Annotated in this window: 28 protein-coding genes; 18 read left to right on the top strand and 10 right to left on the bottom strand. The window is 52.1% G+C overall.

Going from position 1 to position 26973, the window contains the following annotated elements:
* Window positions 1-133 precede the first annotated feature (133 nt).
* The 10 genes from hslV (at window position 134) to tatC (ending at window position 7857) form a co-directional block, all read left to right on the top strand.
* Window positions 134-667 (top strand): ATP-dependent protease subunit HslV, encoded by a 534-nt coding sequence (gene hslV, locus ACQKE4_RS15230; RefSeq protein WP_290834687.1) that lies wholly within the window; start codon window positions 134-136, stop codon window positions 665-667.
* 10 nt (window positions 668-677) lie between these two features.
* A complete protein-coding gene (gene hslU, locus ACQKE4_RS15225; protein WP_290834688.1) occupies window positions 678-2000 on the top strand; it encodes an ATP-dependent protease ATPase subunit HslU in 1323 nt (440 codons plus the stop codon).
* Between the two features lie 130 nt (window positions 2001-2130).
* A complete protein-coding gene (locus tag ACQKE4_RS15220; protein WP_427389207.1) occupies window positions 2131-2514 on the top strand; it encodes a gamma-butyrobetaine hydroxylase-like domain-containing protein in 384 nt (127 codons plus the stop codon).
* 152 nt (window positions 2515-2666) lie between these two features.
* Entirely contained in the window at window positions 2667-3422 is a 756-nt protein-coding gene (gene ubiE / locus ACQKE4_RS15215; protein ID WP_427389206.1) for a bifunctional demethylmenaquinone methyltransferase/2-methoxy-6-polyprenyl-1,4-benzoquinol methylase UbiE, read from the top strand.
* Between the two features lie 40 nt (window positions 3423-3462).
* Window positions 3463-4134: a ubiquinone biosynthesis accessory factor UbiJ gene (locus ACQKE4_RS15210; RefSeq protein WP_427389205.1), complete on the top strand. Its 672-nt coding sequence runs from the start codon at window positions 3463-3465 to the stop codon at window positions 4132-4134.
* Complete coding sequence (gene ubiB, locus ACQKE4_RS15205) at window positions 4131-5753, top strand: ubiquinone biosynthesis regulatory protein kinase UbiB (RefSeq protein WP_427389204.1); 1623 nt, start codon at window positions 4131-4133, stop codon at window positions 5751-5753. Before ACQKE4_RS15210 ends, ubiB begins: the two co-directional genes overlap by 4 nt.
* Window positions 5754-5785: 32 nt before the next feature.
* Window positions 5786-6178 carry a phosphoribosyl-ATP diphosphatase gene (locus ACQKE4_RS15200; protein WP_427389203.1) on the top strand — a complete coding sequence of 131 codons (393 nt, stop codon included), beginning with the start codon at window positions 5786-5788 and terminating at the stop codon, window positions 6176-6178.
* A 57-nt stretch (window positions 6179-6235) separates the two neighbouring features.
* Window positions 6236-6541 carry a Sec-independent protein translocase subunit TatA gene (gene tatA / locus ACQKE4_RS15195; RefSeq protein WP_427389202.1) on the top strand — a complete coding sequence of 102 codons (306 nt, stop codon included), beginning with the start codon at window positions 6236-6238 and terminating at the stop codon, window positions 6539-6541.
* 3 nt (window positions 6542-6544) lie between these two features.
* On the top strand, window positions 6545-7069 hold the full coding sequence (gene tatB / locus ACQKE4_RS15190; RefSeq protein WP_427389201.1) for a Sec-independent protein translocase protein TatB: 525 nt from the start codon (window positions 6545-6547) through the stop codon (window positions 7067-7069).
* Complete coding sequence (gene tatC, locus ACQKE4_RS15185; RefSeq protein WP_427389200.1) at window positions 7066-7857, top strand: twin-arginine translocase subunit TatC; 792 nt, start codon at window positions 7066-7068, stop codon at window positions 7855-7857. The genes tatB and tatC overlap by 4 nt, the downstream gene beginning before the upstream one ends.
* A gap of 83 nt (window positions 7858-7940) precedes the next feature.
* On the opposite strand, the gene elbB is transcribed toward tatC, so the two are convergent.
* Window positions 7941-8600, bottom strand: coding sequence for an isoprenoid biosynthesis glyoxalase ElbB (elbB, locus tag ACQKE4_RS15180; RefSeq protein WP_427389199.1), 660 nt, complete (start codon window positions 8598-8600; stop codon window positions 7941-7943).
* A gap of 166 nt (window positions 8601-8766) precedes the next feature.
* Here elbB and hemB point away from each other — a divergent pair, with 166 nt between their 5' ends.
* Together hemB and ppk1 are read left to right on the top strand one after the other, a co-directional pair.
* A complete protein-coding gene (hemB, locus tag ACQKE4_RS15175; RefSeq protein ID WP_427389198.1) occupies window positions 8767-9777 on the top strand; it encodes a porphobilinogen synthase in 1011 nt (336 codons plus the stop codon).
* A 121-nt stretch (window positions 9778-9898) separates the two neighbouring features.
* A complete protein-coding gene (gene ppk1, locus ACQKE4_RS15170) occupies window positions 9899-12088 on the top strand; it encodes a polyphosphate kinase 1 (protein WP_427389197.1) in 2190 nt (729 codons plus the stop codon).
* Between the two features lie 58 nt (window positions 12089-12146).
* Here ppk1 and metE read toward each other — a convergent pair whose 3' ends face one another.
* Window positions 12147-14444 (bottom strand): 5-methyltetrahydropteroyltriglutamate--homocysteine S-methyltransferase, encoded by a 2298-nt coding sequence (gene metE / locus ACQKE4_RS15165; protein ID WP_427389196.1) that lies wholly within the window; start codon window positions 14442-14444, stop codon window positions 12147-12149.
* Window positions 14445-14559: 115 nt separating this feature from the next.
* On the opposite strand from metE, the gene ACQKE4_RS15160 reads away from it, so the two are divergent.
* Window positions 14560-15498 carry a LysR family transcriptional regulator gene (locus ACQKE4_RS15160; protein WP_427389195.1) on the top strand — a complete coding sequence of 313 codons (939 nt, stop codon included), beginning with the start codon at window positions 14560-14562 and terminating at the stop codon, window positions 15496-15498.
* On the opposite strand, the gene ACQKE4_RS15155 is transcribed toward ACQKE4_RS15160, so the two are convergent.
* Complete coding sequence (locus tag ACQKE4_RS15155; RefSeq protein ID WP_427389194.1) at window positions 15461-17056, bottom strand: ATP-binding protein; 1596 nt, start codon at window positions 17054-17056, stop codon at window positions 15461-15463. The genes ACQKE4_RS15160 and ACQKE4_RS15155 overlap by 38 nt on opposite strands.
* A 20-nt stretch (window positions 17057-17076) precedes the next feature.
* Window positions 17077-17835, bottom strand: a complete 759-nt coding sequence (locus ACQKE4_RS15150; protein ID WP_427389193.1) for a winged helix-turn-helix domain-containing protein — start codon at window positions 17833-17835, stop codon at window positions 17077-17079.
* Between the two features lie 231 nt (window positions 17836-18066).
* Here ACQKE4_RS15150 and ACQKE4_RS15145 point away from each other — a divergent pair, with 231 nt between their 5' ends.
* Window positions 18067-18189, top strand: a complete 123-nt coding sequence (locus ACQKE4_RS15145) for a hypothetical protein (RefSeq protein ID WP_427389192.1) — start codon at window positions 18067-18069, stop codon at window positions 18187-18189.
* A 213-nt stretch (window positions 18190-18402) separates the two neighbouring features.
* Here ACQKE4_RS15145 and ACQKE4_RS15140 read toward each other — a convergent pair whose 3' ends face one another.
* The 3 genes from ACQKE4_RS15140 to ACQKE4_RS15130 all read right to left on the bottom strand — a co-directional run bounded on the left by ACQKE4_RS15140 (window position 18403) and on the right by ACQKE4_RS15130 (window position 20583).
* Window positions 18403-18582 carry a PLDc N-terminal domain-containing protein gene (locus tag ACQKE4_RS15140; RefSeq protein ID WP_427389191.1) on the bottom strand — a complete coding sequence of 60 codons (180 nt, stop codon included), beginning with the start codon at window positions 18580-18582 and terminating at the stop codon, window positions 18403-18405.
* Between the two features lie 74 nt (window positions 18583-18656).
* Complete coding sequence (locus ACQKE4_RS15135; RefSeq protein ID WP_427389190.1) at window positions 18657-19196, bottom strand: retropepsin-like aspartic protease family protein; 540 nt, start codon at window positions 19194-19196, stop codon at window positions 18657-18659.
* Window positions 19197-19233: 37 nt separating this feature from the next.
* A complete protein-coding gene (locus ACQKE4_RS15130; RefSeq protein ID WP_427389189.1) occupies window positions 19234-20583 on the bottom strand; it encodes an MFS transporter in 1350 nt (449 codons plus the stop codon).
* Window positions 20584-20776: 193 nt separating this feature from the next.
* Here ACQKE4_RS15130 and ACQKE4_RS15125 point away from each other — a divergent pair, with 193 nt between their 5' ends.
* The 3 genes from ACQKE4_RS15125 (at window position 20777) to ACQKE4_RS15115 (ending at window position 23526) form a co-directional block, all read left to right on the top strand.
* Window positions 20777-21496 (top strand): substrate-binding periplasmic protein, encoded by a 720-nt coding sequence (locus tag ACQKE4_RS15125; RefSeq protein WP_427389219.1) that lies wholly within the window; start codon window positions 20777-20779, stop codon window positions 21494-21496.
* Between the two features lie 96 nt (window positions 21497-21592).
* Window positions 21593-22240 (top strand): substrate-binding periplasmic protein, encoded by a 648-nt coding sequence (locus ACQKE4_RS15120; RefSeq protein WP_427389188.1) that lies wholly within the window; start codon window positions 21593-21595, stop codon window positions 22238-22240.
* Window positions 22240-23526: a GGDEF domain-containing protein gene (locus tag ACQKE4_RS15115; RefSeq protein WP_427389187.1), complete on the top strand. Its 1287-nt coding sequence runs from the start codon at window positions 22240-22242 to the stop codon at window positions 23524-23526. The genes ACQKE4_RS15120 and ACQKE4_RS15115 overlap by 1 nt, the downstream gene beginning before the upstream one ends.
* A gap of 43 nt (window positions 23527-23569) precedes the next feature.
* On the opposite strand, the gene ACQKE4_RS15110 is transcribed toward ACQKE4_RS15115, so the two are convergent.
* Window positions 23570-23716: a hypothetical protein gene (locus tag ACQKE4_RS15110; protein ID WP_427389186.1), complete on the bottom strand. Its 147-nt coding sequence runs from the start codon at window positions 23714-23716 to the stop codon at window positions 23570-23572.
* A 77-nt stretch (window positions 23717-23793) separates the two neighbouring features.
* Complete coding sequence (locus ACQKE4_RS15105; RefSeq protein WP_427389185.1) at window positions 23794-25419, bottom strand: BCCT family transporter; 1626 nt, start codon at window positions 25417-25419, stop codon at window positions 23794-23796.
* 213 nt (window positions 25420-25632) lie between these two features.
* On the opposite strand from ACQKE4_RS15105, the gene ACQKE4_RS15100 reads away from it, so the two are divergent.
* Window positions 25633-26007, top strand: a complete 375-nt coding sequence (locus ACQKE4_RS15100; protein WP_427389184.1) for a hypothetical protein — start codon at window positions 25633-25635, stop codon at window positions 26005-26007.
* 67 nt (window positions 26008-26074) lie between these two features.
* Here the strand turns inward: ACQKE4_RS15100 and ACQKE4_RS15095 are convergent, their stop codons facing one another.
* Complete coding sequence (locus tag ACQKE4_RS15095) at window positions 26075-26968, bottom strand: AEC family transporter (protein ID WP_427389183.1); 894 nt, start codon at window positions 26966-26968, stop codon at window positions 26075-26077.
* Window positions 26969-26973 lie beyond the last annotated feature (5 nt).

The raw sequence follows: 26973 nt of genomic DNA, 5'->3' as shown, positions 1-26973 counted from the left end.
ACTCCTTGATGACCTGCGGGCGGTTGATTTTTTATCAGCCGCCCGCATTTTGTTGTGAATGCTTACACAACGGTCGCTTGTTAAGCGACTTACAAGTCATAGGGAGCACGCCTCCCCATAAGGAGTTATCTCCATGACCACCATTGTCTCCGTTCGCCGCGGCAACCAGGTCGCCCTTGCTGGCGACGGTCAAGTATCGCTTGGCAACACCGTGATGAAAGGCAACGCCAGTAAAGTACGCCGTCTCTACCGTGGCAAGGTACTGGCCGGATTTGCCGGTGGCACCGCCGATGCGTTCACGCTATTTGAACGCTTTGAAGCACAGTTGGAAAAGTATCAGGGCCATTTAACCAAGGCCGCTGTCGAGCTCGCTAAAGATTGGCGTACTGACCGTGCCCTACGGCGCTTAGAAGCGCTATTAGCCGTTGCAGACCACAGCGCCTCGCTGATTATCACCGGTAATGGCGATGTGGTTGAGCCTGAACGCGGCATCATTGCGATTGGCTCTGGCGGCAACTTCGCCCAGGCTTCAGCCCGTGCACTGCTGGAAAATACGGAGCTTTCGGCACGTGAAATCACCGAGAAGTCGTTGGCCATTGCTGGTGACATCTGCGTGTTCACCAACCATCACGTGACGCTCGAAGAGCTGATGATCAACGAACGTTGAGGCTATTTTTATGACCCAGATGACACCCCGCGAAATTGTTCACGCTCTCGATCAGCATATTATTGGTCAACAGGACGCTAAGCGCGCCGTTGCTATCGCGCTACGTAACCGCTGGCGCCGTATGCAGCTTGACGACGATCTTCGCCCAGAAGTCACGCCTAAAAACATTTTGATGATTGGCCCCACTGGCGTAGGTAAAACCGAAATTGCCCGCCGCCTCGCCAAACTCGCCAAAGCGCCGTTTATCAAAGTTGAAGCGACCAAATTTACCGAAGTCGGCTATGTCGGACGTGATGTCGAGTCGATTATTCGTGATTTAATGGAAGCCGCGATCAAAATGGTCCGCGAACAGGCCAAAGAAGAAGTCAGTCATCGCGCTGCTGATGCCGCCGAAGACCGGGTGCTGGACGCTCTGCTTCCGCCGCCGCGTGGCCAGGAAGAGAAACAGCGTGAAGATAGCGGCACTCGCCAGACATTTCGTAAAAAGCTGCGCGAAGGTCAGCTGGACGACAAAGAGATCGATATCGAAATATCCTCGCAAGGCCACGGCATCGACATCATGACCCCGCCGGGCATGGAAGAGATGACCAGCCAGTTGCAGAGCATGTTCTCCAACATGGGCCAGCAAAAGCGTGAAAACCGCCGCGTTACGGTCAAAGAAGCGCTGGTACTGCTACGTGATGAAGAAGCTGGCAAATTGGTCAACGAAGAAGAGATCAAAGCCCGCGCTGTCTATGCTGTCGAACAGCACGGCATCGTGTTTCTGGATGAGATCGATAAAGTGGCTAAAGGCAGTGGCCAATCCAGCGGTGGAGAAGTGTCCCGCGAAGGTGTCCAGCGCGATTTACTACCGTTAATTGAAGGATCCACCGTGTCGACCAAGTACGGCATGGTTAAAACCGATCACATTCTGTTTATCGCCTCCGGCGCCTTCCATCTATCGCGTCCATCAGATTTGATTCCTGAGCTTCAGGGCCGCCTGCCCATCCGCGTTGAGCTGGATGCGCTCACCCCTAATGATTTCAAGCGCATTCTTACCGAACCCTCCGCTTCCTTGACCAGGCAGTATCAAGCGCTGCTGGCCACTGAAGGGCTGGACGTTGAGTTTACCCCAGACGGTATCGAGCGCATTGCGCAGATCTCCTGGCAGGTCAATGAAGGCACCGAGAACATCGGCGCTCGCCGCTTACACACCGTGATGGAGCGGTTATTGGAAGAGGCTTCCTTCAAGGGCGGTGATATGGAAAGCCCGTTAATCATTGACGGCGACTACGTCAATGCTCAGCTTGGCGAACTAGCCGTCGACGAAGACCTGTCACGCTATATTTTGTAAGCTGAACCAGTGCTATCAGCATTTCCAGGCAAGTGCCACGTCTAGCGTGGCGCTTGCCTTCACGCATTTGCTAAAGCGTAAAGCGCTGACCCAGCTGCTTTGACAATAGCATGAGTAACGAGGCCCGCTAATGAACGCCCCTACCCCTACTCGAGTGCACTACCACAAGCAGGCCCGCGAGCTGGAGCTCGGCTACGCCAGCGGCGAAACTTATCGGCTACCGGTCGAGTTTTTACGCGTCTACTCGCCGTCTGCTGAAGTGCGCGGCCACGGCGGCGATAGCGCGGTACTTCAGGTGGGTAAAAAAGAGGTCGGCCTGCAAAACATTACCCAGGCGGGCAACTACGCGCTGAAGCTGCACTTTGATGATGGTCACGATAGTGGACTGTTTAGCTGGAACTACCTTTACGATCTGGCCACGCATCAAGAGGCCTACTGGCAAAACTATTTGCAACGTTTGCAGAATGCCGGTGCTTCACGAGAGCCTGCGGGCATCCAGTTCAAGCAACTGTGACCTAACGACTCAGGTAGCCAAGCAAAGCGGGTTGAGCAGACAAACCAGGGCGGACAAGGCTACAATGTCGCTAACCTTTTAAACGCGACGACCGCTACGTCAAAAGACCTAGGTCGTTTTGCCACTGCCTCGAATTCGGGAGCTACGACCCCATGAGCCCCACAGAAAAACGCACCACCCATTTTGGTTTCCAGGAAGTCCCGGTCGACGAGAAAGCCTCTCGCGTAGCCGATGTCTTTCACTCGGTTGCCGCTCGCTACGATGTTATGAATGACTTGATGTCGATGGGTATTCATCGAGTGTGGAAACGTATGACCATTGAGCGTGCAGGCGTACGCCCTGGCCACCATGTATTGGACATTGCCGGCGGCACGGGCGACTTAACCCTTAAATTTTCCCGTTTAGTGGGTCCACGGGGCAAGGTGGTGTTGGCCGACATTAACGCTTCGATGCTCAAGGTTGGCCGCGATAAATTGATGGATAACGGCGTAGGCAGCAACGTTGAATACGTTCAGGCTAATGCCGAAAGCCTACCATTTCCGGATAACAGCTTCGATTGCATCACCATTGCCTTTGGTCTGCGCAATGTCACCGATAAAGACGCCGCTCTGCGCTCCATGACCCGCGTGCTCAAGCCAGGCGGACGCCTGCTGGTGCTGGAGTTCTCCAAGCCCAACAACCCGCTGCTCTCCAAAGCTTACGATGAGTACTCCTTCCGCTTACTGCCCAAGATGGGTGAGTGGGTGGCTGGCGATGGCGAAAGCTACCGCTACTTAGCGGAGTCGATCCGTATGCACCCGGACCAGGAGACGCTCAAAGCCATGATGGAAGCCGCAGGCCTGGAACGGGTTGAATACACCAACCTCACAGGTGGCATCGTTGCACTGCACCGCGGCATTAAATTATGAGCCTGAAGCGCAGCATGCCGCTACCGACCAAGAGGTTCGCATGCTGGTAACCCCGACCTTGTTATTGGCCGGTTGTGAACGCACGCTCAATGCCCTGCTCGCCCGCGACCCGGCAGCCCCTACTCGGCTGGCGGCGTTGGCGGGCAGTCGCCTTCTGGTGCGCTTAGAGCAACCCAACATTGAACTGGTTATTCACTATCATCACGCGGGGCTAGACCTGCTGCGCGGCGAGGGTATTAATGAAGCCGATGTGGATGCAGTAGTCGAGTTAACGCCTGAGACGTTTTCTGAGTGGATCAGTGGTGCCTCGGTTGAACGCCTGATGTTTGACGGCAAGCTGGCCGTGCGAGGTCATATCCATCTGTTGGAAGCCACCCGCCAACTACTCTTCGATTTGGACATTGATTGGGAAAGCGAACTGGCCCGCGGGCTTGGCGATGTGCCCGCACACTCGCTTGCCGAAGGCTTGCGCCGTATGGCGCGTTGGGGATTGCGCGCTAAAGATGAGCTTCTGCAGGATGTGTCTGAGTACGTGTTTGAAGAGGCTCGCCTACTGCCAGGACAGCAGCAGCGCAACGTACTACGCGAGCATTTAACGGAGCTAGAAGTGGCGACTGATCGGTTGGAGGCACGCTTTAAACGCTTACAACGACAGTTAACCCAACGGCAACCGGCATCGCAGCAGAGCCCTTTACAGGAGCCCCATCAATGAGCCTGCGACTGCTGCGGATAAGCTGGGTGATCACTCGACATCGGCTAGATACACTGCTGCCACTAGAACGCTTGCCCTGGTGGTTACGCACCCTGCTATGGCTTTCTCCACTACGCCTTGTGCCTGTCGGCAAGCGCTCACGCGGCGAGCGTCTGCGTTTAGCGCTGGAAGCGCTGGGGCCGATCTTTATCAAATTCGGCCAGATGCTCTCGACACGCAGGGACTTGCTGCCTGGCGATATCGCCGATGAGCTTAAGCGTTTACAAGATCAAGTTCCCCCTTTTCCGGGCCGCCTCGCCGCTGCCCGTGTCGAGAAAGAGTTGGAAATGTCGCTGGTGGAAGCCTTTGCTGAATTCGATAGCGAGCCCCTGGCTTCTGCGTCAATTGCTCAAGTACATGCGGCACGCTTGCACACCGGTGAAGATGTGGTGGTGAAGATTATTCGTCCCGGCATTGACCGTGTTATGCGCCAGGATATGGCACTGATGTACCAAGTTGCCAAACTGCTTTCTAAAGTGCCTGAAGCGCGCCGCCTACGCCCGGTCGAGGTTATTCGCGATTACGAAGCCACGCTGTTTGATGAACTGGATCTTTACAAAGAAGCCGCTAACACTTCACAGCTCAAACGTAATTTTAAAGACTCTCCACTGCTGTTTGTACCGACCATTTACTGGCCGTTTACTCGTCGACACGTCATGGTGCAAGAGCGCATTCGCGGCATACCGGTGGCTGACTTAGACACCCTTATTGCCCGGGGCACCAACCTGAAGAAGTTGGCCGAGCGCGGCGTCGAGCTATTTTTCACCCAGGTATTTCGCGACAACTTTTTCCACGCCGATATGCACCCGGGCAATATCTTTGTTAACTGTGATAATCCAGAAGACCCGCAGTACATTGCCATCGACTGCGGCATTGTCGGGAGCCTTACGCGAGAGGATCAAGACTATTTGGCGCGTAACCTGCTCGCATTTTTCCATCAGGACTACTATGAAGTCGCGGCGCTGCATATTGAGTCCGGCTGGGTGGGTGAGAATACCCGCGCCAATGAATTTGCAGCAGCCATTCGCACGGTATGTGAGCCTATTTTAGAAAAACCTTTGAAAGATATATCTTTCGGCCAAGTGCTGCTGGGCCTGTTTCAAACCGCTCGGCGTTTTAATATGGAAGTGCAGCCGCAGTTAGTATTACTGCAAAAAACGCTGCTGAATATTGAAGGCCTTGGGCGCCAGCTTTACCCTGATCTGGATCTATGGAGCACCGCCAAGCCCTATTTAGAGCAGTGGATGAAAGATCGTGCGGGGGTTAGCGGCTTGTGGGAATCGCTGAAACGACAGGCTCCGGAGCTTTCTCATCAGTTGCCAGAGCTACCCGTACTTGCTCACCAAGCGCTAAGCCGCATGGAGCATGAGCATCGTCAGCGCCATCAACAAGTTGACTCTATCAATGCGATGCGCCTGCACATGGCACGCCAGGGCAAGCGCCTGTATCGCCTGCGCATAGGCTTGATTCTGCTCGCCGTCGCACTCGTCTGGCAGCCGCTTAGCGGTTGGATTGCACTACAGGAGTGGCCGGTACTGGCGGCGGCTGCCATTGGCTTACTACTCTTGGTGTGGCAATAGCGTAGTATGCACTAACGACTACAAGGATTCCCATGGACAGCAAGTCAATATCGCCTAACACTTTAATGGCCGACGTTTCAACAACGAATAATGGTTATGTGCTGGATACGCTTGATGAAGTATTGAAACAGCGGCGCTATGCCAAAGCAGAAGATTCTTATGTTGCCTCCTTGCATCATAAGGGTTTGAACAAGATACTCGAGAAAGTCGGCGAAGAAGCCACCGAAACGCTACTGGCTGCAAAGGATGCTCAACACGGTGGCGAGGCTGAACGCCAAGCGTTGATTTCTGAAACTGCCGATCTGTGGTTTCATAGTTTAGTCATGCTGTCCCATTTGGACATGGGGCATCAGGATGTTTTAAATGAATTAGCACAACGCTTCGGCATTTCTGGTCACGATGAGAAAGCCGGGCGTTCGCAATAACAGGTTTAAATTCAAGCGTCACAACCAACGTTAACCAGCATCGATGAGGAAACGCATATGTTAGGTGGTATCAGTATTTGGCAGTTGCTGATTGTTCTGGGCATCATCATCCTGGTTTTCGGCACTAAAAAACTGCGCAACGTGGGCACCGACCTAGGTGGGGCGGTCAAGGGCTTCAAGAAAGCCATGCACGACGAAGAAAAGAATAAAGAGGACGAGAAAGCTGACGTTGACCAGCCGCATGCCAAAGTGGGCCACGTTGAACCTGGCAATACTTACGACGTTCGCGCCGAAGAGAAACGGGCTGCTGACGTTCACGCTGCAGATGGACGTCCTGCAGACCCCAACGAAGAGCGCAAATAAACCATGCTGGATATCGGCTTTCTTGAACTAATGCTCATTGGCGTCGTCGCTCTACTGGTACTGGGTCCGGAACGGCTGCCACGCGCAGCCCGCACGGCGGGTATGTGGATCGGCAAGATCAAGCGCACGGTATCCGGTATGCAACGTGAAATAAGTGCCCAGTTAGAAGCAGAAGAGCTACGTCAAAAACTGAACGAGCAGCAGAAGAAACTTGATGACAGTTTGAAGAAGGCGAAATTAGACGTAGAGAGTATCGCCGATGTATCACTCTCTAAACGCGCAACGTCGGCCACCCCGGCGGCTCAGAGTGAAACCGAACAGCGAGTGGCTCAGGCCAGCGCTCGCCTAGACGATGCTCTGCAAACAGTGCGAGAAGAAACGCCATCACCAACTTCCGCCCACTCTTCAGTGGATGCAAAGCTTGCTACTGCACAAAAAAATGACGCTGAGCCCGCATCTGCAAAGCCTGTGTCTAACAGTGATGAGCTTAACCAGGCTGAATCTGAAAAGGATCGTAATCACCAATGAGTATGACTGGCGATTCACAGGAGCCGCGTAACGAGCAAAGCCAAGCCCCGCTCATTGAACACCTGATTGAACTACGCACACGGCTAATACGCGCTGTGGTAGTCATTTTGGTGATTTTCCTGGGCCTTTATGCCTTTGCCAATGACATCTACACCTTTGTGGCACAACCATTAATGGATCTGCTGCCTGAAGGCTCACAGATGATCGCTACTGAAGTGGCCTCACCTTTCCTAGCCCCTTTTAAGCTGACACTGGTGGTGGCGGTGTTTATCGCCGTTCCCTTTGTGCTGCATCAGGCATGGGCATTTATCGCACCAGGGCTTTACGAAAATGAGAAGGCGCTGGCAATTCCTATCCTGGTGTCAAGTATTGCGCTCTTCTACGGCGGTGCGGCGTTTGCCTATTACGTTGTGTTTCCGTTGTTATTTGAGTTTTTCACCCAGACAGGGCCCGAAAATGTCGCGGTAATGACCGACATCAATCAGTATTTGAACTTCGTTCTTAAGCTGTTTTTTGCCTTCGGCGTGGCGTTTGAAATCCCCATAGCGACTTTCTTGCTAATACTTTCCGGCGCCACCACAGTGGAGAGTCTGTCTAAAAAGCGTCCTTACATTCTGCTCGGCTGTTTCATCGTCGGCATGCTATTAACACCGCCGGATGTGATCTCCCAGAGCCTGCTGGCCGTTCCAATGTACCTGCTGTATGAAGTGGGGCTGCTTTTTGGACGCTTTGTGCGTAAACGGAAAGACGAAAAAGAAGCTGCTGAAGAGCAAGAAGCCGACGTATAGCGACATCCTGATGCTGTCAAAAAACCGCCATCATATGAAAATATGATGGCGGTTTTTTTACCTACATTCCACCCTGCAACGTGCTACTTGATCATTTCATCAATACGATCAACCAGTTTGAAGATACCGGTGGCAGCCTCACTGATCCGCGTGGCCAGCATGTACGCGGGAGTGCTAACGACGCGATGCTCCAGATCCACGACGATATCTTCCACGCTACAGCTACGGTGCAAACCGCCCATTGCACTAATTGCCCCAGACACCGCTGGGTCATTGCCAATGGTCACCGCAATCCCGTCGCCCAGTAAACGCGGCACCATTACGGGAGCAATACACATTAAGCCAATCGGCTTGGCTTCTTCGCGAAACCCTGCCAAAGCCTCTTTTAACGCATCCAAGACCTGCATACTGTCACTTGCACTGGCAAAGTCTGAAAGATTTTTCGCCACGCCAAAACCACCTGGCACGATCACAGCATCGAAATCGTCAGCCACTAATTCGCTTAATGGGCTTATTTCCCCCCGGGCTAAACGGGCGGACTCTTGCAGCACATTACGGCGCTCACCCTCAACCACTTCCTGATTGAAGTGATTAATGACGTGGTGCTGCTCAATATCGGGAGCAAAACAGCGGTAACCAATACCCAACTGATCCAAGCGCAGCAACGTTAGCGTGGTTTCATAAATTTCTGAACCATCGAAAACGCCGCAGCCAGCTAATACCACTGCTACCTGTTTGGTCATGCCTATCTCCTTATCCCTGGGCCTGCTAATCGCAATACAGAATCAACCGCTCACTTTAGTCAGTCTGTCTTGTTGCCACAAGGCGGCTTTCGCCGTAAGGCATGACTGATATACTCAACCCAGGCCTAATGGCATTCTGGTTTTGCAATTATTAATGGAGAAAGCTTTGAGCATTCCAACTCCCCGCCACTTCCCCGCCACGCGGATGCGCCGTATGCGCCGTGATGATTTCTCACGGCGCTTGATGCAAGAAAAAAACCTCAGCCCATCAGATTTGATCCTGCCGGTGTTTGTACTGGAGAGTGAAAACCAGCGTGAAGCCGTGGCGTCGATGCCCGGTGTAGAACGGCTCTCCATCGATTTATTAATTGAGCAGGCACGCGAAGCCTATGCGCTGGGAATACCAGCACTAGCGCTATTTCCCGTGGTCGGGGCAGAGCAGAAAAGTGAGTTTGCCGAAGAGGCCTATAGCGCCAGCGGGTTAGTCCAGCGCAGCGTACGTGCCCTTAAAGAGGCACTACCTGAGCTTGGCATCATCACGGATGTAGCGCTTGACCCTTACACCAGCCATGGTCAAGACGGCATTCTTGATGAGCACGGCTATGTGCAGAACGACCGCACGGTTGAAACACTGCTCAAGCAGGCGCTCTCCCATGCCGAAGCCGGTGCTGATGTAGTAGCACCTTCCGACATGATGGATGGCCGCATTGGTGCTATACGCCAGGTGCTTGAACAAGAGAACCTGCACAACGTGCGCATCATGGCTTACAGCGCCAAGTATGCCTCACACTACTACGGCCCTTTCCGCGATGCGGTTGGCTCAGCTGCTAACCTGGGCAAAGCGGACAAGCGTACCTACCAGATGGATCCCGCCAACAGCGACGAAGCGCTGCATGAAGTGGCCATGGATATTGCTGAAGGCGCCGACATGGTAATGGTCAAACCCGGCATGCCCTACCTGGACGTAGTACGCCGGGTAAAATCTGAGCTAAAAGTACCTACCTTTGCCTATCAAGTCAGCGGTGAATACGCCATGCATAGGGCGGCCTTTGATAACGGCTGGCTGGAAGCGGAGCCGGTGATATTGGAGTCATTGATGTGCTTTAAGCGCGCAGGTGCTGACGGCATTCTGACTTACTTTGCCCTTGACGCGGCTCGCCTGCTACAGCAGCGCTAAACCATCATGACGAAGATGACAACTAGGTGACACTTGTTTGTCATCTTCTCCCCGCATACTGCACGGATATTCAAGTATCAGGCTATGATACGTTCGAGCCATCGACGCGGGGAGATCCATCATGGACGAGCAACCTTCAGATTTTTTACCTTTGTCGTCTACTGATCAAACCAGCAGCGACGGAGACATGCCGCTTCGTCTCAATCGCACCCCCACCGGGGTTCAGGCGCGTGAAGCACAGCACGAAACCGACCTCGACGATACTCAGCTCTATTTTAACCGGGAGCTCTCACACCTTCAGTTCAACATCCGGGTGCTGGAACAAGCGTTAGATGATGCTCACCCACTCCTCAACCGGCTGATGTTTCTGCTCATTTTTTCATCCAACATGGATGAATTCTTTGAGATTCGCGTGGCGGGCTTGAAACACCAGATTGCCCTGGGTGACGAAACGGTCGCCGCCGACGGACGCTTACCGAAAGCAGTGTTAGCCGAAATTTCTGACATTGCCCATGCGCAGATCGTTCGCCAATACCAAATTCTCAACGAGATGTTACTGCCTGCACTGGAAACCCAAGGATTACGTTTTCGGCGTCGCGATCAGTGGACTGACGAGCAACAAGCCTGGGCAAAGGCATTTTTCGATAATGAAATTATGCCGGTTATCAGTCCAATCGGACTTGACCCTTCACACCCCTTTCCTCGACTGGTTAATAAAAGCCTCAACTTTGTTGTTGAGCTGGAGGGTAAAGATGCGTTTGGCCGTGCCGGTGGTATGGCAATACTACCTGCGCCTCGCTCGCTACCGCGTTTAATAGCGCTGCCTAAACACTTATGTGAAGAGGGCTTTTCAGAATATGTTTTCTTATCGTCGATGATTCACGCCCATGCCGATGAGCTCTTCCCCGGCATGCGTGTACAGGGCTGCTACCAATTCCGGCTTACCCGCAATGCGGATATGAGCGTTGACCCTGAGGAGGTCTCTGACCTTGCCTCAGCGCTGCGCGGAGAGCTGTTGGCGCGTCGCTATGGTAGCGGCGTACGTCTGGAAGTTGCCGACAACTGCCCCGACGACTTAACCCGTTTCTTACTACGTCAGTTTGAGCTTGAGAGCGATGATCTATATCGCGTCAAAGGGCCGGTCAATCTAACCCGCATGATGTCCGCTTTAGGTGATGTCGATCGCCCGGATCTTTTTTATCGCCCTTTTACGCCTAGTATTCCTAAAGCATTAAAAGCGGGCAGCCTGTTTGAAGCCATCGCCAAAAACGACATTTTACTGCACCACCCTTTCCAGTCGTTTACTCCGATTGAAGACCTGCTACGTGAAGCCGCTCGGGATCCACATGTATTAGCCGTAAAACAGACGCTTTACCGCACTGGGGCAGACTCCCCGATTGTAAGCGCACTGGTGGAAGCCGCCAGTCAAGGCAAAGAGGTCACGGTGGTTATCGAGCTGCGTGCGCGATTTGATGAAGCCGACAACCTACAGCTTGCTTCACGCCTGCAAGAAGCGGGAGCCATCGTTATCTACGGCATTATGGCGTATAAAACCCACGCTAAAATGCTGCACATTGTGCGCCGTGAAAAAGGCGAACTGTGCTATTACGCTCACCTCGGCACTGGCAACTATCACTCCAAGACGGCAAAACTCTATACCGATTACAGCCTGCTAACCGCTAATAAAGCGCTATGTGCTGACGTTCATAAAGTATTTCAGCAACTGTCGGGAATGGGCCGGGCGCGCAAAATTGATACGCTGCTCCACGCGCCGTTCACCTTGCATGAAAGGCTAGTGGAAATGATTGACCGTGAAGCGCAGCTTGCGCGCAAGGGCAAACGTGGCCATATCATTATCAAATGCAATTCATTGACCGAGCCTAAGCTTATTAAAGCGCTTTATCGCGCGTCCCAAGCGGGGGTCGAGTGTGACCTAATTATTCGCGGAATGTGCTGCCTGAAACCCGGCATACCAGGAGTTTCTGACAATATTCGCGTTCGTTCAATCATTGGACGTTTTCTGGAACATACCCGCGTCTTCTATTTCCACAACGATGGTAAGTCGGAAACCTGGTGCTCAAGTGCGGACTTTATGTCGCGTAATATGTTTCACCGTGTGGAAACCTGCTTTCCGTTGCTGGACAAAAAGCTCGCTACGCGCGTACGCAAAGACCTTGAAACTTATCTGGTGGATAACTGCCAGAGCTGGCTGCTGCAGACCGACGGTAGCTATCAGCTACAAGACCCTGGTGATGGCGATGCCATCAGCGCCCAGGAAACGCTGCTCTACGCCTATGCCTCGAAAAGCTAGCGTTAAATGCCAAAACCCCGCGCACTAAGCAACGGGGTTCACTCTAATCTTTAACCGATTATGCGTAGCGTTGGCGGAGTACCTTGGCGGCTTTCACCATATTGGCCAACGCAGGTTCTACTTCCGCCCAACCACGGGTTTTTAAACCACAGTCAGGGTTGACCCACAGTCGTTCAGCGGGAATTTTCTCGAGCGCTTTTTCCATTAAATCGACCATCCAACTCACCTCAGGAATATTCGGGGTGTGGATATCGTAGACGCCTGGCCCGATCTCGTTGGGATAGGCGAAGTCCTGGAAGGCATCGAGCAGGATCATATCTGAACGCGACGTCTCAATGGTGATCACATCCGCATCCAGGGCGGCAATCGCGCCGATGATATCGTTGAACTCCGAGTAGCACATATGGGTGTGAATCTGAGTGGTATTGGCAACGCCAGCCGCACTTAGCTGAAAGCTCTCCACTGCCCAATCAAGATAGTGCTGCCATTCGTGCTGGCGTAGCGGTAGCCCCTCACGTAGTGCAGGCTCGTCAATTTGAATAATAGTGATGCCCGCTTTTTCCAGATCCAGCACTTCATCGCGCAGTGCCAGGGCAATCTGGCGACAGGTGGTTTCCCGCGGCTGGTCATCGCGCACAAATGACCACTGTAGAATGGTAACTGGGCCGGTGAGCATCCCTTTCATGGGTTTGTTGGTTAGGGTTTGAGCGTACTCACTCCAACGTACTGTCATCGGTGCTGGGCGCGAAACATCGCCAAAGATAACCGGTGGCTTAACGCAGCGTGAACCGTAGCTCTGCACCCAACCAAAACGGGTGAAGGCAAATCCTTCAAGCTGCTCGCCAAAGTACTCCACCATATCGTTGCGCTCGGCTTCACCATGCACCGGCACATCAATATCTAGTGCTTCCTGGCGCTCAACGGCATAGGCAATCTCGGCTTGCATACGCGCTTCATAATCGGCTAATGCAAGCTCCCCTGCCTTAAAAGCGCGCCGCGCGGCACGGATCTCATTGGTTTGCGGGAAAGAGCCAATGGTAGTGGTTGGGAATAACGGCAGCTTGAGGGCACGCCGCTGGGCGTTTGCGCGCACTGGATAGGGGGCTTGGCGCTGACTATCCTCGGGGCTAATGGCCGCCAAACGCGCGCTGACCGCGAGCTGATGGATGCGGTTAGATTCACGCCGAGCGTCCAGCGCCTGCGTCGCCTCATTTAAACGCTGCTCGTCGGCAGGCGTGGTACGGTTATCAATCAATCGGGTGAGCGTAACCACCTCCTCCAGTTTCTGCTGCGCAAAAGCTAACCAACTAATGAGCTCTTCCCCTAGCGCTGTTTCTTGTGCTAAATCCACCGGCACATGCAGCAGCGAACAGCTTGGCGCCAGCCATAGCCGCTGGCCCAGACGCACTTTTAACGGTAGTAAGCGTTCGCGCAGCGCAGCTAAATCGGCTCGCCAAATATTACGTCCATCGACAAAGCCAATCGATAGCACCTGATGAGGCCCAAGGCGGTCGATTACGCTTTCCACTTGCTGAGGGGCACGCACCGCATCAACGTGTAAACCCGCTACGGGTAAACGCGTAGCCAGTGAGAGGTTGTCGCCCAAGCTTCCAAAGTAAGTCGCCACCAGCAGCTTAAGCGGCGCTGACTGTAAGCGGTGATAAGCACGCTCATAGGCCTGTTGCCAAGCCAGCGGCAAATCCTGCACTAGCGCAGGTTCATCCAACTGGACCCACTCAATTCCTTGAGTAGCGAGCCTAGCGAGTATCTCACTATACACATTGAGCACGCCGTCTAATAACGTTAGACGGTCAAAGTCGCTGCCTTTCGTTTTACCCAGCCATAGCCAGGTTAGTGGCCCCGTTAGCGTTACTTTGGGTGTATAGCCTGCCCGCAAGGCTTCATCCACTTCATCAAACAGTCGATTCGATGCCAGGGTAAATGTTTGCCCCGCATGCAGCTCAGGGACTAAATAGTGATAATTGGTATCGAAGTATTTGGTCATTTCGCACGCCGCGGCAGGTTCGCCGCTAGGTGCACGGCCACGGGCCATACGAAAAGCGGTGTCAAGGTCAATGTCGCCAGCGGTCACTTCATCTTGGGCATTGAAGCGAGCGGGCACGGCCCCTAACGCCACAGAAACGTTAAGCACTTGATCGTAAAAGGCGAAATCACCCACACTAACAAAGTCTAAGCCCGCGTCCTGTTGAGCCTGCCAGTGGCGCAAGCGTAGCTCCCGTCCAGTGCTTTCAAGCTCACTACGCGAGCAATCACCGCTCCAGTAAGCTTCTGTCGCTTTTTTAAGTTCGCGCTGGGCGCCAATGCGGGGATAGCCGAGAATATGAGAAACTGTCATGATGAAATCTACCAACGTGAATGATTTCACACAGTCTGGGCATCACTCACCAATGAATCAAACTAAAGTTTTTAATACCGAAGATGAATAATATTCACCATTACCGAGCTAATCCATGATTGAACTGCGCCATCTACGCACGCTGCTTGCCTTGCGTGAAACAGGCTCTCTAGTAGAGGCGGCTGACCGAGTTCACCTCACCCAATCAGCCTTGTCCCATCAGCTTAAAGACCTGGAAAGCCGAGTGGATAGCGCGCTTTTTGTGCGTAAAACCAAGCCGGTAGAGTTCACCCGTGCCGGGCTTCGCTTACTTGCGTTAGCCGACCAGATCCTGCCAGAAGTGCGTAAGGCGGAGCGTGATTTAGCGCGCCTAGCAGGCACTGAACAGGGCCGTTTACACATGGCCATTGAGTGCCACAGCTGCTTTCAGTGGTTAATGCCAACGGTGGATTACTTTCGTGACCATTGGCCGGAAGTGGAGATTGATATTCCCAGCGGCCATCACTTCGACCCGCTCCCGGCTCTTTCTCGCGAGCAGCTTGATCTGGTAATCACCGCCGACCCTCAACCGATTGAGGGGATCCATTACGCACCACTATTTCGCTATGAGGGGTTATTGGCCGTTGCCCGTCAGCATGAGTTTGCGGGCCGCGGGTTTATTACCCCACAGGATCTGGTCGATGAAACCTTAATCACTTATCCGGTGGAGCAGGCACGCCTGGATATTTTCACGCAATTTTTGCAGCCGGCGAACGTACGTCCTAGAGAAATTCGCACCGCAGAGTTAACCATTATGATGATGCAGTTGGTGGCTAGCGGGCGTGGTGTCTGCGCACTGCCCAACTGGGCGCTCACCGAGTATCTGGAGCGCGACTATGTTAGCGCCGTAAAGCTAGGCGAGCATGGTGTGTGGAGCACGCTGTACGCCGCGATACGTGAAGAGACTCAGGAAGCGCCATGGATGCAGGACTTCTTACGCACCGCGCGAGAGACCTCCTTTGCAGTGCTGTCGGGGGTTAAACCAGCGGATCGCGACGCGGAACCAGCAGCGTAAACCGCGCGCCGCCTAAGGTGGGGCTTGTGTCAATGGTGACGCTGCCCCTATGCCCAGCCATTATTTTTTGGACAATCGAAAGCCCCAATCCATAACCGCCAGAACTTCGCGCGCGGCTATCGTCAAGGCGTGCAAAGGGTTTGAAGATATCTGTCCGCGCTTCGAGTGGGATGCCAGGGCCATCATCCTCAACATCAATGCGCACCAGATTAGGCTCATCCCAGAGCTGAATCACCACACTAGTCTTGGCATGGCGGCAGGCGTTACCGACTAGGTTCTGTAGCGCTCTTTGCAAGTAGCGTGGCTCTGCCAACAGTTCAATTTCGGGGCCAGGGGCTAGCGTAAGGGTTAACCCTTTATGTAGTGGTGACAGCGTATCAATCACCCGCTCTGCCATCGCTCGGCACTCTACCAGGGCAGTTTCAAGCTCCGCACCGTTCACCGTCTCCCCGCCTAAGCGCGCATAGGTGAGAATTTCATCAACGAGCTCATCAAGTTCTGCAATATCTGCATCGATACCCTGCAGCTGGCGACGAATGGCTGGCTGGTCGGTCATATCTTCGACCATTTGCACGGCAAAGCGAATGCGCGCCACCGGCGTGCGCAATTCGTGGGAAACCGCCCTTATCATCTCTTGCTGACCGCGTAACAGGCTTTGCACCTGATTAGCCATGCCATTAAATGCCATGCCTAAACGGCCTAAAAAGTCGCCGCTTTCAACTTTTACGCGGGTTTCCAAGCGGCCGCTGGCAATCCGCGTGGCGGCCAACTCTAGCCGCGCCATGCGGGCTTCAATGCTGCGCATAATCAAATAAATAATCAGGCTGAGGACAATCATCAGCCCGACTAAGAGTGGTAGGTGCAGGTTCAGCGGTAGCGTATCACCCCGTGAAATCGGCCCTGCCTGCAGCCATTCGGATTCGCCCGGCAATTGATAAAGTAGCGTAATTGACAACTTATCGGAAACTAGCCGAGTCACCACATTACCGCTAGCCAACTGTACCTGTTGCTCAGCGGTCAGGGAGGCAGGAAGCGTAGATAAAAGCTCTAATGGCCAACTACCAGAACGCAGTTCTTGCAGGCGGCTGGTACGCTGTTCAAGAGGTTGGCCTGCTAGCCATTCTCCTACAAGAATAATGCTTCCATACCATTGATGCTCGCTCCAATCATCTAGCCTGGCTTGCAGCAGCCATGTTTCTCCAGGTAAACGCTGCTGCAATAGCCAAGGGTTCTCTGCAACTAACACCTTGCCTTGTTCTAAACGTGCGCGCTCAAAATAACCCAAATCAGCGTCGTTAATCGGTAGCAGTGTCAGCTGAATATCCAGCCGCTCAGCCAGACTATTGAGTAACGCTTCACGCTGATCTACCGCTGTATCAGCTAATTGACGCGACATGAGCGACATCGGCAAGGTGGCAAGCTGCTCGCGGTAGTCTTCGCGGCGCACCTGCTCGATAAACGAGCGCCCCGCTAATGCAATCGCGAACACCACCACCAGCGCAAGACCCAGTAACACATAAAAACGCAAAAAAGAGCCGTTACTGAGCACCCGCCGCATGATGCCGACCCTCTTAATAATCAACTATCTTTGACGAATAAATAACCCTTACTGCGCACGGTTTTGATCCTGTGCGGCTGGTTCGGATCATCGCCAATTTTGGGCCTTATACGCGATACACGAACGTCAATGGAGCGATCTTGTCCGTCGTACTTAATGCCCCGTAAATCACTGAATATCTCTTCACGGGTTAGCACGCGACCTGCGTTACGAGCCAGTAGCCATAACAGGTCAAATTCGGCGCTGGTTAAATCAATCCGCTCACCGGCTAACCACGCTTCACGAGTAGCATTATCTATTTCTAGGTTTTCAAACTTTAAGCGCATTTCACCATTAGGTGCTGGGCCATCGGCGCGGCGTAGCAGGGCTCGCATACGAGCAAGCAGGACCCGTGGCTGAACAGGCTTTGGCACGTAATCGTCAGCGCCCATTTCTAACCCCAGCACTTGATCCAAATCATCAGTTCGTGCAGTTAACATCATGATGGGACCAGCAAAGTTGGGCCTCACACGACGACAAATGGCTAGACCGTCTTCGCCCGGCAACATTAAATCTAAAATAACTAAATCGGGCTGCAACGTTAATATGCGGTCAACCCCCTTAGCGCCATCAGCCTCCAGCGTTACTTGGAAGCCATTTGCTTCCAAGTAATCCCGAGTGAGCTCAGCCAGACGTTGGTCATCCTCAATGATCAAAACATGATCTTGATCGGGATAGTCAGGCATTACAGGCTCTTGCGACTCAAGCGCCTGAAATTGCTGTTCCAAATGATCTACCATCCTCTTTATGCACTCCGCTTAGGCAGTTTGATATCTCACCCGCTCACCCATACTCAACGCAGGTGCCCTATTGTTGGCCCACAGGATAACTCAAAACCATCAAAACACCTGCTTCTGTCGTTACAATTAAACGCGCGATGGTATGAACTATTCCTTTGCACTTGATTCTTACCCTAGCGAGAGCTAATGTAAAAGCGCTGACTGTCGACAATCTGACAGGAGAAACCTGCCATGGAAAGTAGCAAAACGAAAAGTGTCATTAAACGTGTTTATGTTCCTACTCAAGTGCGCGACCTGCCGAACGGAGAGAAGTTAAAAATTCCCGGACACTACAAAGCGCCACCCAATGAGTGAAAAACTCAGTTGCATAACCCACGTTTGCATAAAGCGTCCTTTAACCACCTGTAAGTACGGCATCGGTGTAGTTACAGCTACTGTTTTGCTGGATATATATTTGCGAAATTAAGGCTTAGTACTATTACCACGCTTACTAGTGTTACCACGCAAGTTATCAAAAAGGCAGGCCAAGAGGCCTGCCTTTTTTGATCAACTGCGCTTTTTAATTCGTCATCCCTTGGGTCCAAATAAGAACCAAGCGATTAAGCCAACGAGCGGGAAGATTAATAACACCAGTATCCACACTAGCTTAGCAAGGCTGCCAGCAGAGCTTTTAGCCACTTTTACAATGGCCCAGACCACGATGATCAGCCAAATTAACCCTAATAAACCACCTACTTCAATGCCCATAGTAACTCCTTTTAGCGTGTTGGCATGTGTATGTATTTAGCTAATCATATCTGCTATTGGTTCACAAGCGACACTCACTGCTCGGGGAGACTAAGCACCATTTCCCCCGCCTGCATTTCAATCGCCAGCAGGTTTAAAAAGCTCATACCGAGCAGTACGGTGCCGCTTTCCATCCCAGGGCTTATCGAGCCCTGAACATTTTGCACTGTTAAGCCGCCCAGTGAAACCTCTTCAAGCTCGGTTAGGGTGCCTTCTACTCTTCCGTTAGCAGTGTTAAACCAGGCACTTCGACCTGGTTCCAAGCCTAACTCATTGGCTAGCTCAGCAGGCACCGCCACATAAGTGGCACCAGTGTCGAGTAAAAATGTTACCGGTTGACCGTTAATTCTTCCCGGTGCCTCATAGTGACCAGCTCGATTACGCTGCAAAGTGACCGGCTCACCTGCCGGAAGGGTATAAACAATATTGGCATTGGGACGCAACATGTCTTCAAGCCCCCCATGTATCCACCATGTCCCTACCGCCATCAGCAATATCCAAAATAGCAGCATCATAAAGACACCACCGTGCTGCGCTGCTTTAATGACTAGGCGAGTTCCTTTTTGCGTTGCCATGTTTCACCCCACTCAGGTAAGGGCATACTGATATGATTTATGATTGCCCTTCCCAGGCAATCGCGGCCTCTCGACCGCGGCGTTCGTTAACCCGTGCGCAAATCAGCATCGCAATCACGAATAAGGCAACACATAATAGAATAGACGCTTGTAAGCCAATCAGGGTTTGTAATACGCCTAACATCACAATACCCAATACGCCTGCCAATTTATTAGCCAGCCCCCAAAAGCCGAAAAATTCCGCTGATTTAGCCAAGGGTGAAAATAACCCGACTAATGCCCTACTTGCTGACTGGCTAGACCCTAAACTAACCCCCGCTAAGCAGCCTACGATTAAAAACACATACTGGGCTTGCCACTGAACATCAAAACTCCTATTCACCCAGTTGGTGACTTCAGGGGTTGCCCAAATCGCAATAATGGCCACCACCCAAAGTGCCAGCGTCATTTGATAAGTGCGCTTGGCGCCTAACCGATCCTGCAACCAGCCAAATCCCAAGGCCCCCGCCGCCGCGGTCACTTGCACAATAATGAACATAATATTGCGCACCCCTGCGTCCCAACCAATCACTTGGGCACCATAAATAAACGCGAACGCGATGATGATATAAACGCCCGCCATCGAGAACAGCAGCGAAATCAAGAATACAGTCAAGTCTTTGAAGTGGCGTAACTCATGAAACGTACTGGTAACGCGAGATAACGCTATATGGCGATAGGATACGCCGCGCGGTTCAGGTGTTCCGCGCTCTTTTAGCCATAGAAAAGTGGGAATAGCGGTAATCAGGAAAAAACCAGCGGCGAAGGGGCCCACCCAGCGGATGCGCTCAAAGTTTTCAGCGCTTGCCTCACCAAGCACTACTAGCGTGAAACCTGCCGCAAACAGGCCACCGATGTAGCCTAATGACCAGCCAAATCCAGAAATCTTGCCCAGCGCCTCTGGCGGCCCCAGCTCCGGCAGAAAGGCAGCAATAAACGATTCCCCCATTGAGTATGCGTAGTTAGACAGCACAATCAATAATAGGCCGACAACCACGTAGCCAGGTTCTACAAAGTAGAGCATTGCCGTGGTGGCTACCGTGGCTAAATAGCTAATCAGCAGAAAGCGTTTCTTCTCAGCCCGATAATCCATTATCGCCCCACACAGGGGCGCGGTGACCACAACCATCAGGTAACTAATGGCCAGTGCAAGGCTCCATAAAAAGTTAGCTAGCCGAAAGTTATCGCCACGATCACCCACGATAACGGTTGTAAACAGCTCGCCAAACACCACGGTAATAATCAGTAGTGTGTAGGCCTGATTGGCAAAATCAAACATCGCCCAACCGAAAATTTCACGGCGTGATGCGTAGTGCTCCGTTGTCTTGGCAGAGTTAGCAGCCAGCATTCGTTATCTCTCACAGAGGAATCAATAAGCCTAGCAGGTGATATTACCTAGTTGCCACGGCTTGCGTTAATAGATTAAAGGTGACACTGGACCAGCGTTGCACTAAGTTTGATTGATTCATAAGCAGCGTGGATAGATTTCAATGGAATTAGCCAAATCCAGGCGGTGTTTACGTTGGGGAATCCTCACCGTGATGATATTCACTTGGCTGATGCTTAAACCCACTGCTCATGCAGAGACGCCTGATACGCTAGCCCCCCTAGTGTTTATTACCGAAGAGTACCCCCCCTATAATTACCTGGCTAATCAACAGTTAACCGGCACATCCATTGATTTATTAGAGGCTATTTTTGAGGCAACCAATACGCCGCTTAATCGGCATGATATTCGCTATTACCCCTGGGTCCGCGGCTATGAGCTTACGCTAAGCCAGCCTAACACCGTGCTGTTTTCTACTACTCGCACCGCTGCGCGAGAAACTAATTTTCATTGGGTTGGACCCATTGCCCAAGACCAAGTCGTGCTGCTAGCCCACCACGACGCTCCCATCTCAATCGACGCTCTGCCACAAGCTATTGAGCGAGGCCTGACAATAGTCGTCATTCGAGAAGATATTGGTGCCCAGGCTTTGATAGAAGCAGGCTACCCTGAACACTTAATGCTATCCGCCATGGATAACCGCAGCGCATTGCATATGTTGATACGAGGGCGCGTGGACTTGTGGGCCTACAGTGCCGACGTTGCCACGTGGATTGCTGAATCGGAGGGCTATCCCCCCAACAGCTTAATGCCGGTTCATACGCTCAGTGAATCTTCCTTATACTTCGCCATTAATCAGGCTACCGATAGTCGCTTGATATCATTAATGCAGCAGGCGCTGGAAAAGGTGCAGAGTGAGCGTTCTCAAAGGTAGCTAATGATGGATAAACACATAAATCGCGGGTGGCTGAACCGCATAAGACCAGCTCTTCTCATCGCTATCGGCTTTTTCGGAGTATCGCTTCATGCCATGCCAATACACGCAATGCACCTGGTCATTAACACCGAAGAGTACCCACCGTTCAATTACTTAGATGACCAAGGGCAAATTATTGGCAGTGCCACACTACTGCTGCGTACCGCGCTACGTCAGGCTGACATTCAAGCCCGCTTCCAGCTTTTGCCCTGGGCACGCGCTTACACTGCAGCACGTTTAAGCAGTCATCACTGCGTCTACTCCACCACCCGAACACCTGAACGTGAAGCACTGTTTCAATGGGTAGGGCCACTGGTGACCAATGAATGGGCAGCGTTTAGCTTAGCCGAACGTGATCTTTCGATAACCTCACTGGCAGATTTAAACGTTTGGCGAGTAGGCAGTTTTCGTGAAGACGCCGTTGGTGATTATGTTGCCAACCATGACATTAATGTTCTGCGCGCACCGTCAGAAAGAGAAAATATTGCGCGCTTAAAGGCGGGCCTGATTGATGTGATTGTGACCGGCAAAGCGACCGGTGAGTTTATGGCAGAAGAACTCGATATCGCGCTAGCGCATTTATTTACTTTTTCCCACGCCCCGCTCTATCTCGCCTGCCACCCAAGCGTATCTGAAGTCCTGCTAGCACGGCTGCAAACACAGCTGGATACGCTACGCCCGCCTATAGCGGGGGATCAATAATGCGGTCTCGTAGCAAATTATCGTTCTCTGCAGTGGGCGCTACGCCTAGAAGGGGCAGCTTGACCTTCAAGCAAGCGCTGCTAACGCTTCTGATCGCCATGCTCATTAGTACGGTCGCGGGCAGCATCGAGTTAATTAGCCATGCCTCTAATATGCGCCAAGAGGTACAACTACGGACCGCGCAGCAGCTTGCGATTGTCAACGGCGCTGCAGCAGAGGCCGCCTTTCAACTTAACCCTGACCTTGCGCACCAAATAGCTTATGGCTTGTTTAATGATGAAGTGGCTTGGGTGGTCATTAGAGATGATTTTGGTCGCTCCTTAGCGGAATTCAACGCTGTTGGAGAAGCTAATTCGACCTGGCTTAGCCAGCGTTTGTTTGGCGATGTGTTGCATCATCAAACGGATCTTGAGTATTACATGGGCAGCGATCTGCCTGATGCCATTGTGGGCAACATTGAGCTGCGATTAGCCGAAGCTTATTTAACTCAGCAGTTTCTAGAGCGCATCTATTCAGTGGTAGGACTCAGCATACTTCAAGCCTTTATTTTAAGTATTGTGGTGATTACCTTTTTCCACTTTTTTATTACCCGTCCACTACTCAAAGTACACGCTGCGATTATCGGCACCGACCCCACCCAGCCAGGCAAATGGCCTAAGCCACGCCTTCGCGGTCACCAGAACGATGAGCTGGGCCATTTAGTCGACAGTCTTGATCATCTTTTAAACGCGTTCCAGCAAGGTCTGGAACAGCGAGATCAACTGCATCATCTTTCTAATATCGATGGCTTAACAGGAGTGCCTAATCGCCGTCTCTTCGATCAGTTTTATAAGCAGCAGTGGCATATCGCTCAACACACTCAAAAGCCGTTGTCGGTCATTTTTATCGATATCGACAATTTTAAAGAATTTAATGACCACTATGGGCATGCAATGGGCGACGATACACTGCGCGCGGTGGCCAATATACTCCATCACTGCATCGATCCATCCCAGGATTTGCTGGCACGATACGGTGGAGAGGAGTTTGTTTGTGTACTGCCCAATCAAGACCATGATGAGGCGGTCAGCATTGCTAACGGTTTACGCGAAGCAGTGCTCTCGCTGGCAATTCCGCATGCCTTTTCAAGCACTCATTCAGACTTAACCATTAGTATGGGGGTTTCTAGCATGTCTCCCGGACAAAGCATCAGTCCAGAAACGCTCATTGAACGCGCCGACCAGCAGCTCTACCAAGCTAAGAAACAGGGTCGTAACCGGGTAGCTACAAGCAAACGCCCGGCCTAAAGCCGGGCGAACGACCACTGCTTACGGAGGAGCACGAGTAGCATTAGAGTAACCAGTGGGCGAGCACCGCGGTAAGGCCAATGACCATAGCCGTTAGCACCGCCACGGTCACCACGCGATCAAGCCATCGGTCAAAGGCAACCCCTTTGGGCTGCCTTCGCGTCGCACCGTGGCGTCCATGCCGAGCCATTAGCATCCTCGCTCCATGTGTCGTTGCTCCTGGAATTGCCTGCACCCATAACAGACGCTAACGCAAGCATATTTAGACTATCTATTAATACGCCGATTGATCACATTAGGCGCGCGACGCAGGCGTTCTTCTTCACCTAATAACTCAGCTTCAAAAGCGTCAGCGCCAACAGGTGTTTCACCATGACGATGATAAAGCTGTGTCAGCATCGCCTTGCGATCTGCGCGCAGTTCACGCATTAGTACAATAATCATCATATACAGTATAAAGGTGAATGGCAGTGCTGACAGCACTGCTGCCGATTGAAGCCCTGTTAAACCTCCCGAGGCAATTAGCGTCAGGCAGATAGCCGCAATCAAAACACCCCAAATGACACGCTTATACAACGGTGGATTAATCGAACCATTATCGGTCATTTGCGCCACAATATACGAAGCCGAGTCGGCAGATGTGACCAGGAAAATAAAGATCAGCATCATGGCCACAACGGAAAGCACGCCTGAAAACGGCATCAGTTCAAACATCTCGAACAACGCCACCGTTATATTAGCCTGAGTTGCTTCGGCAAGCCCTACATCGGTGCCATTAAGCTCCATATGCAGTGCCGCACCACCAAATACACCAATCCACAGGCAGGCTAGCAGGGGGGGTACAAGTAACACCCCAAACACATACTCTTTAATGGTGCGGCCACGAGATACACGGGCAACAAAAGTCCCCACAAAGGGTGACCATGCGATGACCCATGCCCAGTAAAAGATCGTCCAGCTACTGGCCCACTCATTATCACTATAGGGCGAAATACGCAGACTCATGCCGATAAAATTTTGCAAATAATCGCCAATCCCCACGGTAATCGTTTCTAAAATGGCCAGCGTGGGCCCAGTGATGAGCACATACAGCATCAACCCAATACATAAGATCATATTAAGGTTGGAAAGGCGCTTAATGCCTTTATCCAGTCCAGACCAGGTAGATGCCATATAGGCACAGAACATCACAAAAAGAATAACAAACTGCCAAAGGCCGTTTTCAGGCAGACCAAACACGGCATTCAAACCGCCATTCATTTGCAGGACGCCCAGGCCAAGCGAAGTGGCAACCCCCATGACAGTGGCGACGACGGCAAACACATCTAACCAAGAAGCGTATGGGCGGATTCTGGGATGCTTAGCCGTTACCGAAGACAGTACCGAAGAGACCAATCCAGCCTGCCCTTTACGAAACTGAAAATAAGCAATGATCAAACCAACGATGGAGAACGCTGCCCACTGGTGAATACCCCAATTAAAGTAGCTGTACTGAATCGCGTAACGGGCTGCAGCTTCTGTTTCGGCGGTTACATCGCCATAGGGTGGTTCAATGTAGTGAAACATCGGTTCGGCCATACCATAAAACACCAAACCTACGCCAAAACCAGCCGCTAATAGCATGCTAACCCAGGAAAAAAACGAGTAGCTGGGGCGACTATCCTGTGGGCCTAAGCGTACTTTTCCATATTTACTCAGCGCAAGGCCGAACAAAAAAATCACGAACCCAAAGACAGAAAACAGATAAAACCAGCCAAACAGCTCAGTAATCGCCGTTAATGCACCTTCTGCTGCGTTAGCAAAACCGTCAGGGAACGCTGCCCCGACAACCACCAAGCCAAAGATAATCACTACTGATGCAATGAAAACCGACTTGCCTCCATGTGTAGTCATATAACCATCCTGTTAGATAAACATTGTGCATTAGGCGCTCGCTTGTACAGTTAAATACTAACATTTGAAAAACCTAACTGCATTTACAGGTACGTTTATGTCACTTAATTGAATCAAGACCTGTGATTCCACGTTTCGCTACTGCATTGCCCAAAAGTGAACTTGCTCGACCAACTATGTTCAAATGGGTGCGAATAACCGATGGAGGCTCTCATGCCACAAATGAATCGCGACCAACGCAATGCTGCATGGCAAGCCGCCAATCAATGGCGTGCACGTGCTGCGCAGACCCAACCAACCGGCCTAGCTGGCGGCTTGAAGCTGCTTTTCACGTGGTTGGCCTTTGGCGCGTTAATGATTGTAGGCGTGGTATTTGGCCTATTTTTCTTACTGATCGGCTGGGCAATGATGCCGTTTATGCGTCATAAAATGAAAAAGCGCATGGAGCAGATGCGTGCGCAGCAGGCGCAAGATATTGGTGGTGGATACGCAGCCCATCAAACATCCCACCATGAAGCTTCACACAATTCTCGTCCAGAACATCAGGACGTGCTAGAAGGCCATTACGAAGTTAAAGATGACCGCTAAGCGGCTGAAAAATGAGTAATTAATGTGTCGCCTAGCTACTGTTAATTTTACTAGATAGGTGATTTTACTAAATAGGCGCGTATATCCACGTGAATGCCGCAGCTAACGTTAGCGGCATTACTACCAAACTGCCTAAATTCCCAATCAGCACCAGCGACGCGACTTTCTGCGGCGCTAATTTATACTGTTCGGCAACCAAGTAATTCAACACGGCTGGAGGCAGCGCGGCAAACACCAGCAAAACGGCCATTTGTAGCTCGGTTAGCGGCAGTAACCACATCAGTGGCAAGGCAATAACCAATCCAGAAAGCGGGCACAGTATCGCCCCTAGCATGCCGGTACGCCAATCGCTAAAGTCGATCTCCAGCAGCCGCACCCCCAATGCAAATAGCATTAGCGGAATACATACCCCACCCAGCATATGCATGGCTTCCAATAGCCAGCCCGGTAAAGGCAACCCACTAATATTGACGGTTAGACCCGCCAGACTCGCCAACACAATCGGCATACGCAGCATTCGCCATAGCGAAGTGCGTGGGTTGAGCATATAAAGCCCAACCGAAAAGTGCAGCAGCATTTCAACAATGAACACGACCACTGCGGCGGGTAACGCATCTGGGCCGAAGGCTAATACCAATAGCGGCACCCCCATATTGCCCGCATTATTGAACATCATGGGGGGAAGAAAGGTTTTTATATCTAGCTTTAGCCACTTAGCTAGCGGCCACAGCACAATGCCAGACCCTAACACCACCGCCACGGCCGCTGTGGCAAGCCAAGCGTACTCGGCTAAGGGTGCTTGGCGATCCGCTAGCACGGCAAATACCAGCAACGGAACGAACAGCTCCATATTAAGCGTATTGAGACTGCGGATATCCGGGGTACGGTAACGCCCATAAGCAGCACCACAGCCCGCGATTAAAAATACCGGCAACAGCGTAGCCAGAATATGTCCAATCATGCGGG

The sequence above is a fragment of the Halomonas sp. NPDC076908 genome (assembly GCF_050269715.1).
Taxonomy (GTDB): domain Bacteria; phylum Pseudomonadota; class Gammaproteobacteria; order Pseudomonadales; family Halomonadaceae; genus Vreelandella.
This window is presented reverse-complemented; position numbering and strand designations above follow the sequence as displayed.

Excerpts from the sequence above, each read along its gene's own strand:
- hslV (WP_290834687.1), top strand. The coding sequence starts at position 134 with ATGACCACCATTGTCTCCGTTCGCCGCGGCAACCAGGTCGCCCTTGCT.
- hslU (WP_290834688.1), top strand. The coding sequence starts at position 678 with ATGACCCAGATGACACCCCGCGAAATTGTTCACGCTCTCGATCAGCAT.
- ACQKE4_RS15220 (WP_427389207.1), top strand. The coding sequence starts at position 2,131 with ATGAACGCCCCTACCCCTACTCGAGTGCACTACCACAAGCAGGCCCGC.
- ubiE (WP_427389206.1), top strand. The coding sequence starts at position 2,667 with ATGAGCCCCACAGAAAAACGCACCACCCATTTTGGTTTCCAGGAAGTC.
- ACQKE4_RS15210 (WP_427389205.1), top strand. The coding sequence starts at position 3,463 with ATGCTGGTAACCCCGACCTTGTTATTGGCCGGTTGTGAACGCACGCTC.
- ubiB (WP_427389204.1), top strand. The coding sequence starts at position 4,131 with ATGAGCCTGCGACTGCTGCGGATAAGCTGGGTGATCACTCGACATCGG.
- ACQKE4_RS15200 (WP_427389203.1), top strand. The coding sequence starts at position 5,786 with ATGGACAGCAAGTCAATATCGCCTAACACTTTAATGGCCGACGTTTCA.
- tatA (WP_427389202.1), top strand. The coding sequence starts at position 6,236 with ATGTTAGGTGGTATCAGTATTTGGCAGTTGCTGATTGTTCTGGGCATC.
- tatB (WP_427389201.1), top strand. The coding sequence starts at position 6,545 with ATGCTGGATATCGGCTTTCTTGAACTAATGCTCATTGGCGTCGTCGCT.
- tatC (WP_427389200.1), top strand. The coding sequence starts at position 7,066 with ATGAGTATGACTGGCGATTCACAGGAGCCGCGTAACGAGCAAAGCCAA.
- elbB (WP_427389199.1), bottom strand. The coding sequence starts at position 8,600 with ATGACCAAACAGGTAGCAGTGGTATTAGCTGGCTGCGGCGTTTTCGAT.
- ppk1 (WP_427389197.1), top strand. The coding sequence starts at position 9,899 with ATGGACGAGCAACCTTCAGATTTTTTACCTTTGTCGTCTACTGATCAA.
- metE (WP_427389196.1), bottom strand. The coding sequence starts at position 14,444 with ATGACAGTTTCTCATATTCTCGGCTATCCCCGCATTGGCGCCCAGCGC.
- ACQKE4_RS15160 (WP_427389195.1), top strand. The coding sequence starts at position 14,560 with ATGATTGAACTGCGCCATCTACGCACGCTGCTTGCCTTGCGTGAAACA.
- ACQKE4_RS15155 (WP_427389194.1), bottom strand. The coding sequence starts at position 17,056 with ATGCGGCGGGTGCTCAGTAACGGCTCTTTTTTGCGTTTTTATGTGTTA.
- ACQKE4_RS15150 (WP_427389193.1), bottom strand. The coding sequence starts at position 17,835 with ATGGTAGATCATTTGGAACAGCAATTTCAGGCGCTTGAGTCGCAAGAG.
- ACQKE4_RS15145 (WP_427389192.1), top strand. The coding sequence starts at position 18,067 with ATGGAAAGTAGCAAAACGAAAAGTGTCATTAAACGTGTTTATGTTCCT.
- ACQKE4_RS15140 (WP_427389191.1), bottom strand. The coding sequence starts at position 18,582 with ATGGGCATTGAAGTAGGTGGTTTATTAGGGTTAATTTGGCTGATCATC.
- ACQKE4_RS15135 (WP_427389190.1), bottom strand. The coding sequence starts at position 19,196 with ATGGCAACGCAAAAAGGAACTCGCCTAGTCATTAAAGCAGCGCAGCAC.
- ACQKE4_RS15130 (WP_427389189.1), bottom strand. The coding sequence starts at position 20,583 with ATGCTGGCTGCTAACTCTGCCAAGACAACGGAGCACTACGCATCACGC.
- ACQKE4_RS15125 (WP_427389219.1), top strand. The coding sequence starts at position 20,777 with ATGATATTCACTTGGCTGATGCTTAAACCCACTGCTCATGCAGAGACG.
- ACQKE4_RS15120 (WP_427389188.1), top strand. The coding sequence starts at position 21,593 with ATGCCAATACACGCAATGCACCTGGTCATTAACACCGAAGAGTACCCA.
- ACQKE4_RS15115 (WP_427389187.1), top strand. The coding sequence starts at position 22,240 with ATGCGGTCTCGTAGCAAATTATCGTTCTCTGCAGTGGGCGCTACGCCT.
- ACQKE4_RS15110 (WP_427389186.1), bottom strand. The coding sequence starts at position 23,716 with ATGGCTCGGCATGGACGCCACGGTGCGACGCGAAGGCAGCCCAAAGGG.
- ACQKE4_RS15105 (WP_427389185.1), bottom strand. The coding sequence starts at position 25,419 with ATGACTACACATGGAGGCAAGTCGGTTTTCATTGCATCAGTAGTGATT.
- ACQKE4_RS15100 (WP_427389184.1), top strand. The coding sequence starts at position 25,633 with ATGCCACAAATGAATCGCGACCAACGCAATGCTGCATGGCAAGCCGCC.
- ACQKE4_RS15095 (WP_427389183.1), bottom strand. The coding sequence starts at position 26,968 with ATGATTGGACATATTCTGGCTACGCTGTTGCCGGTATTTTTAATCGCG.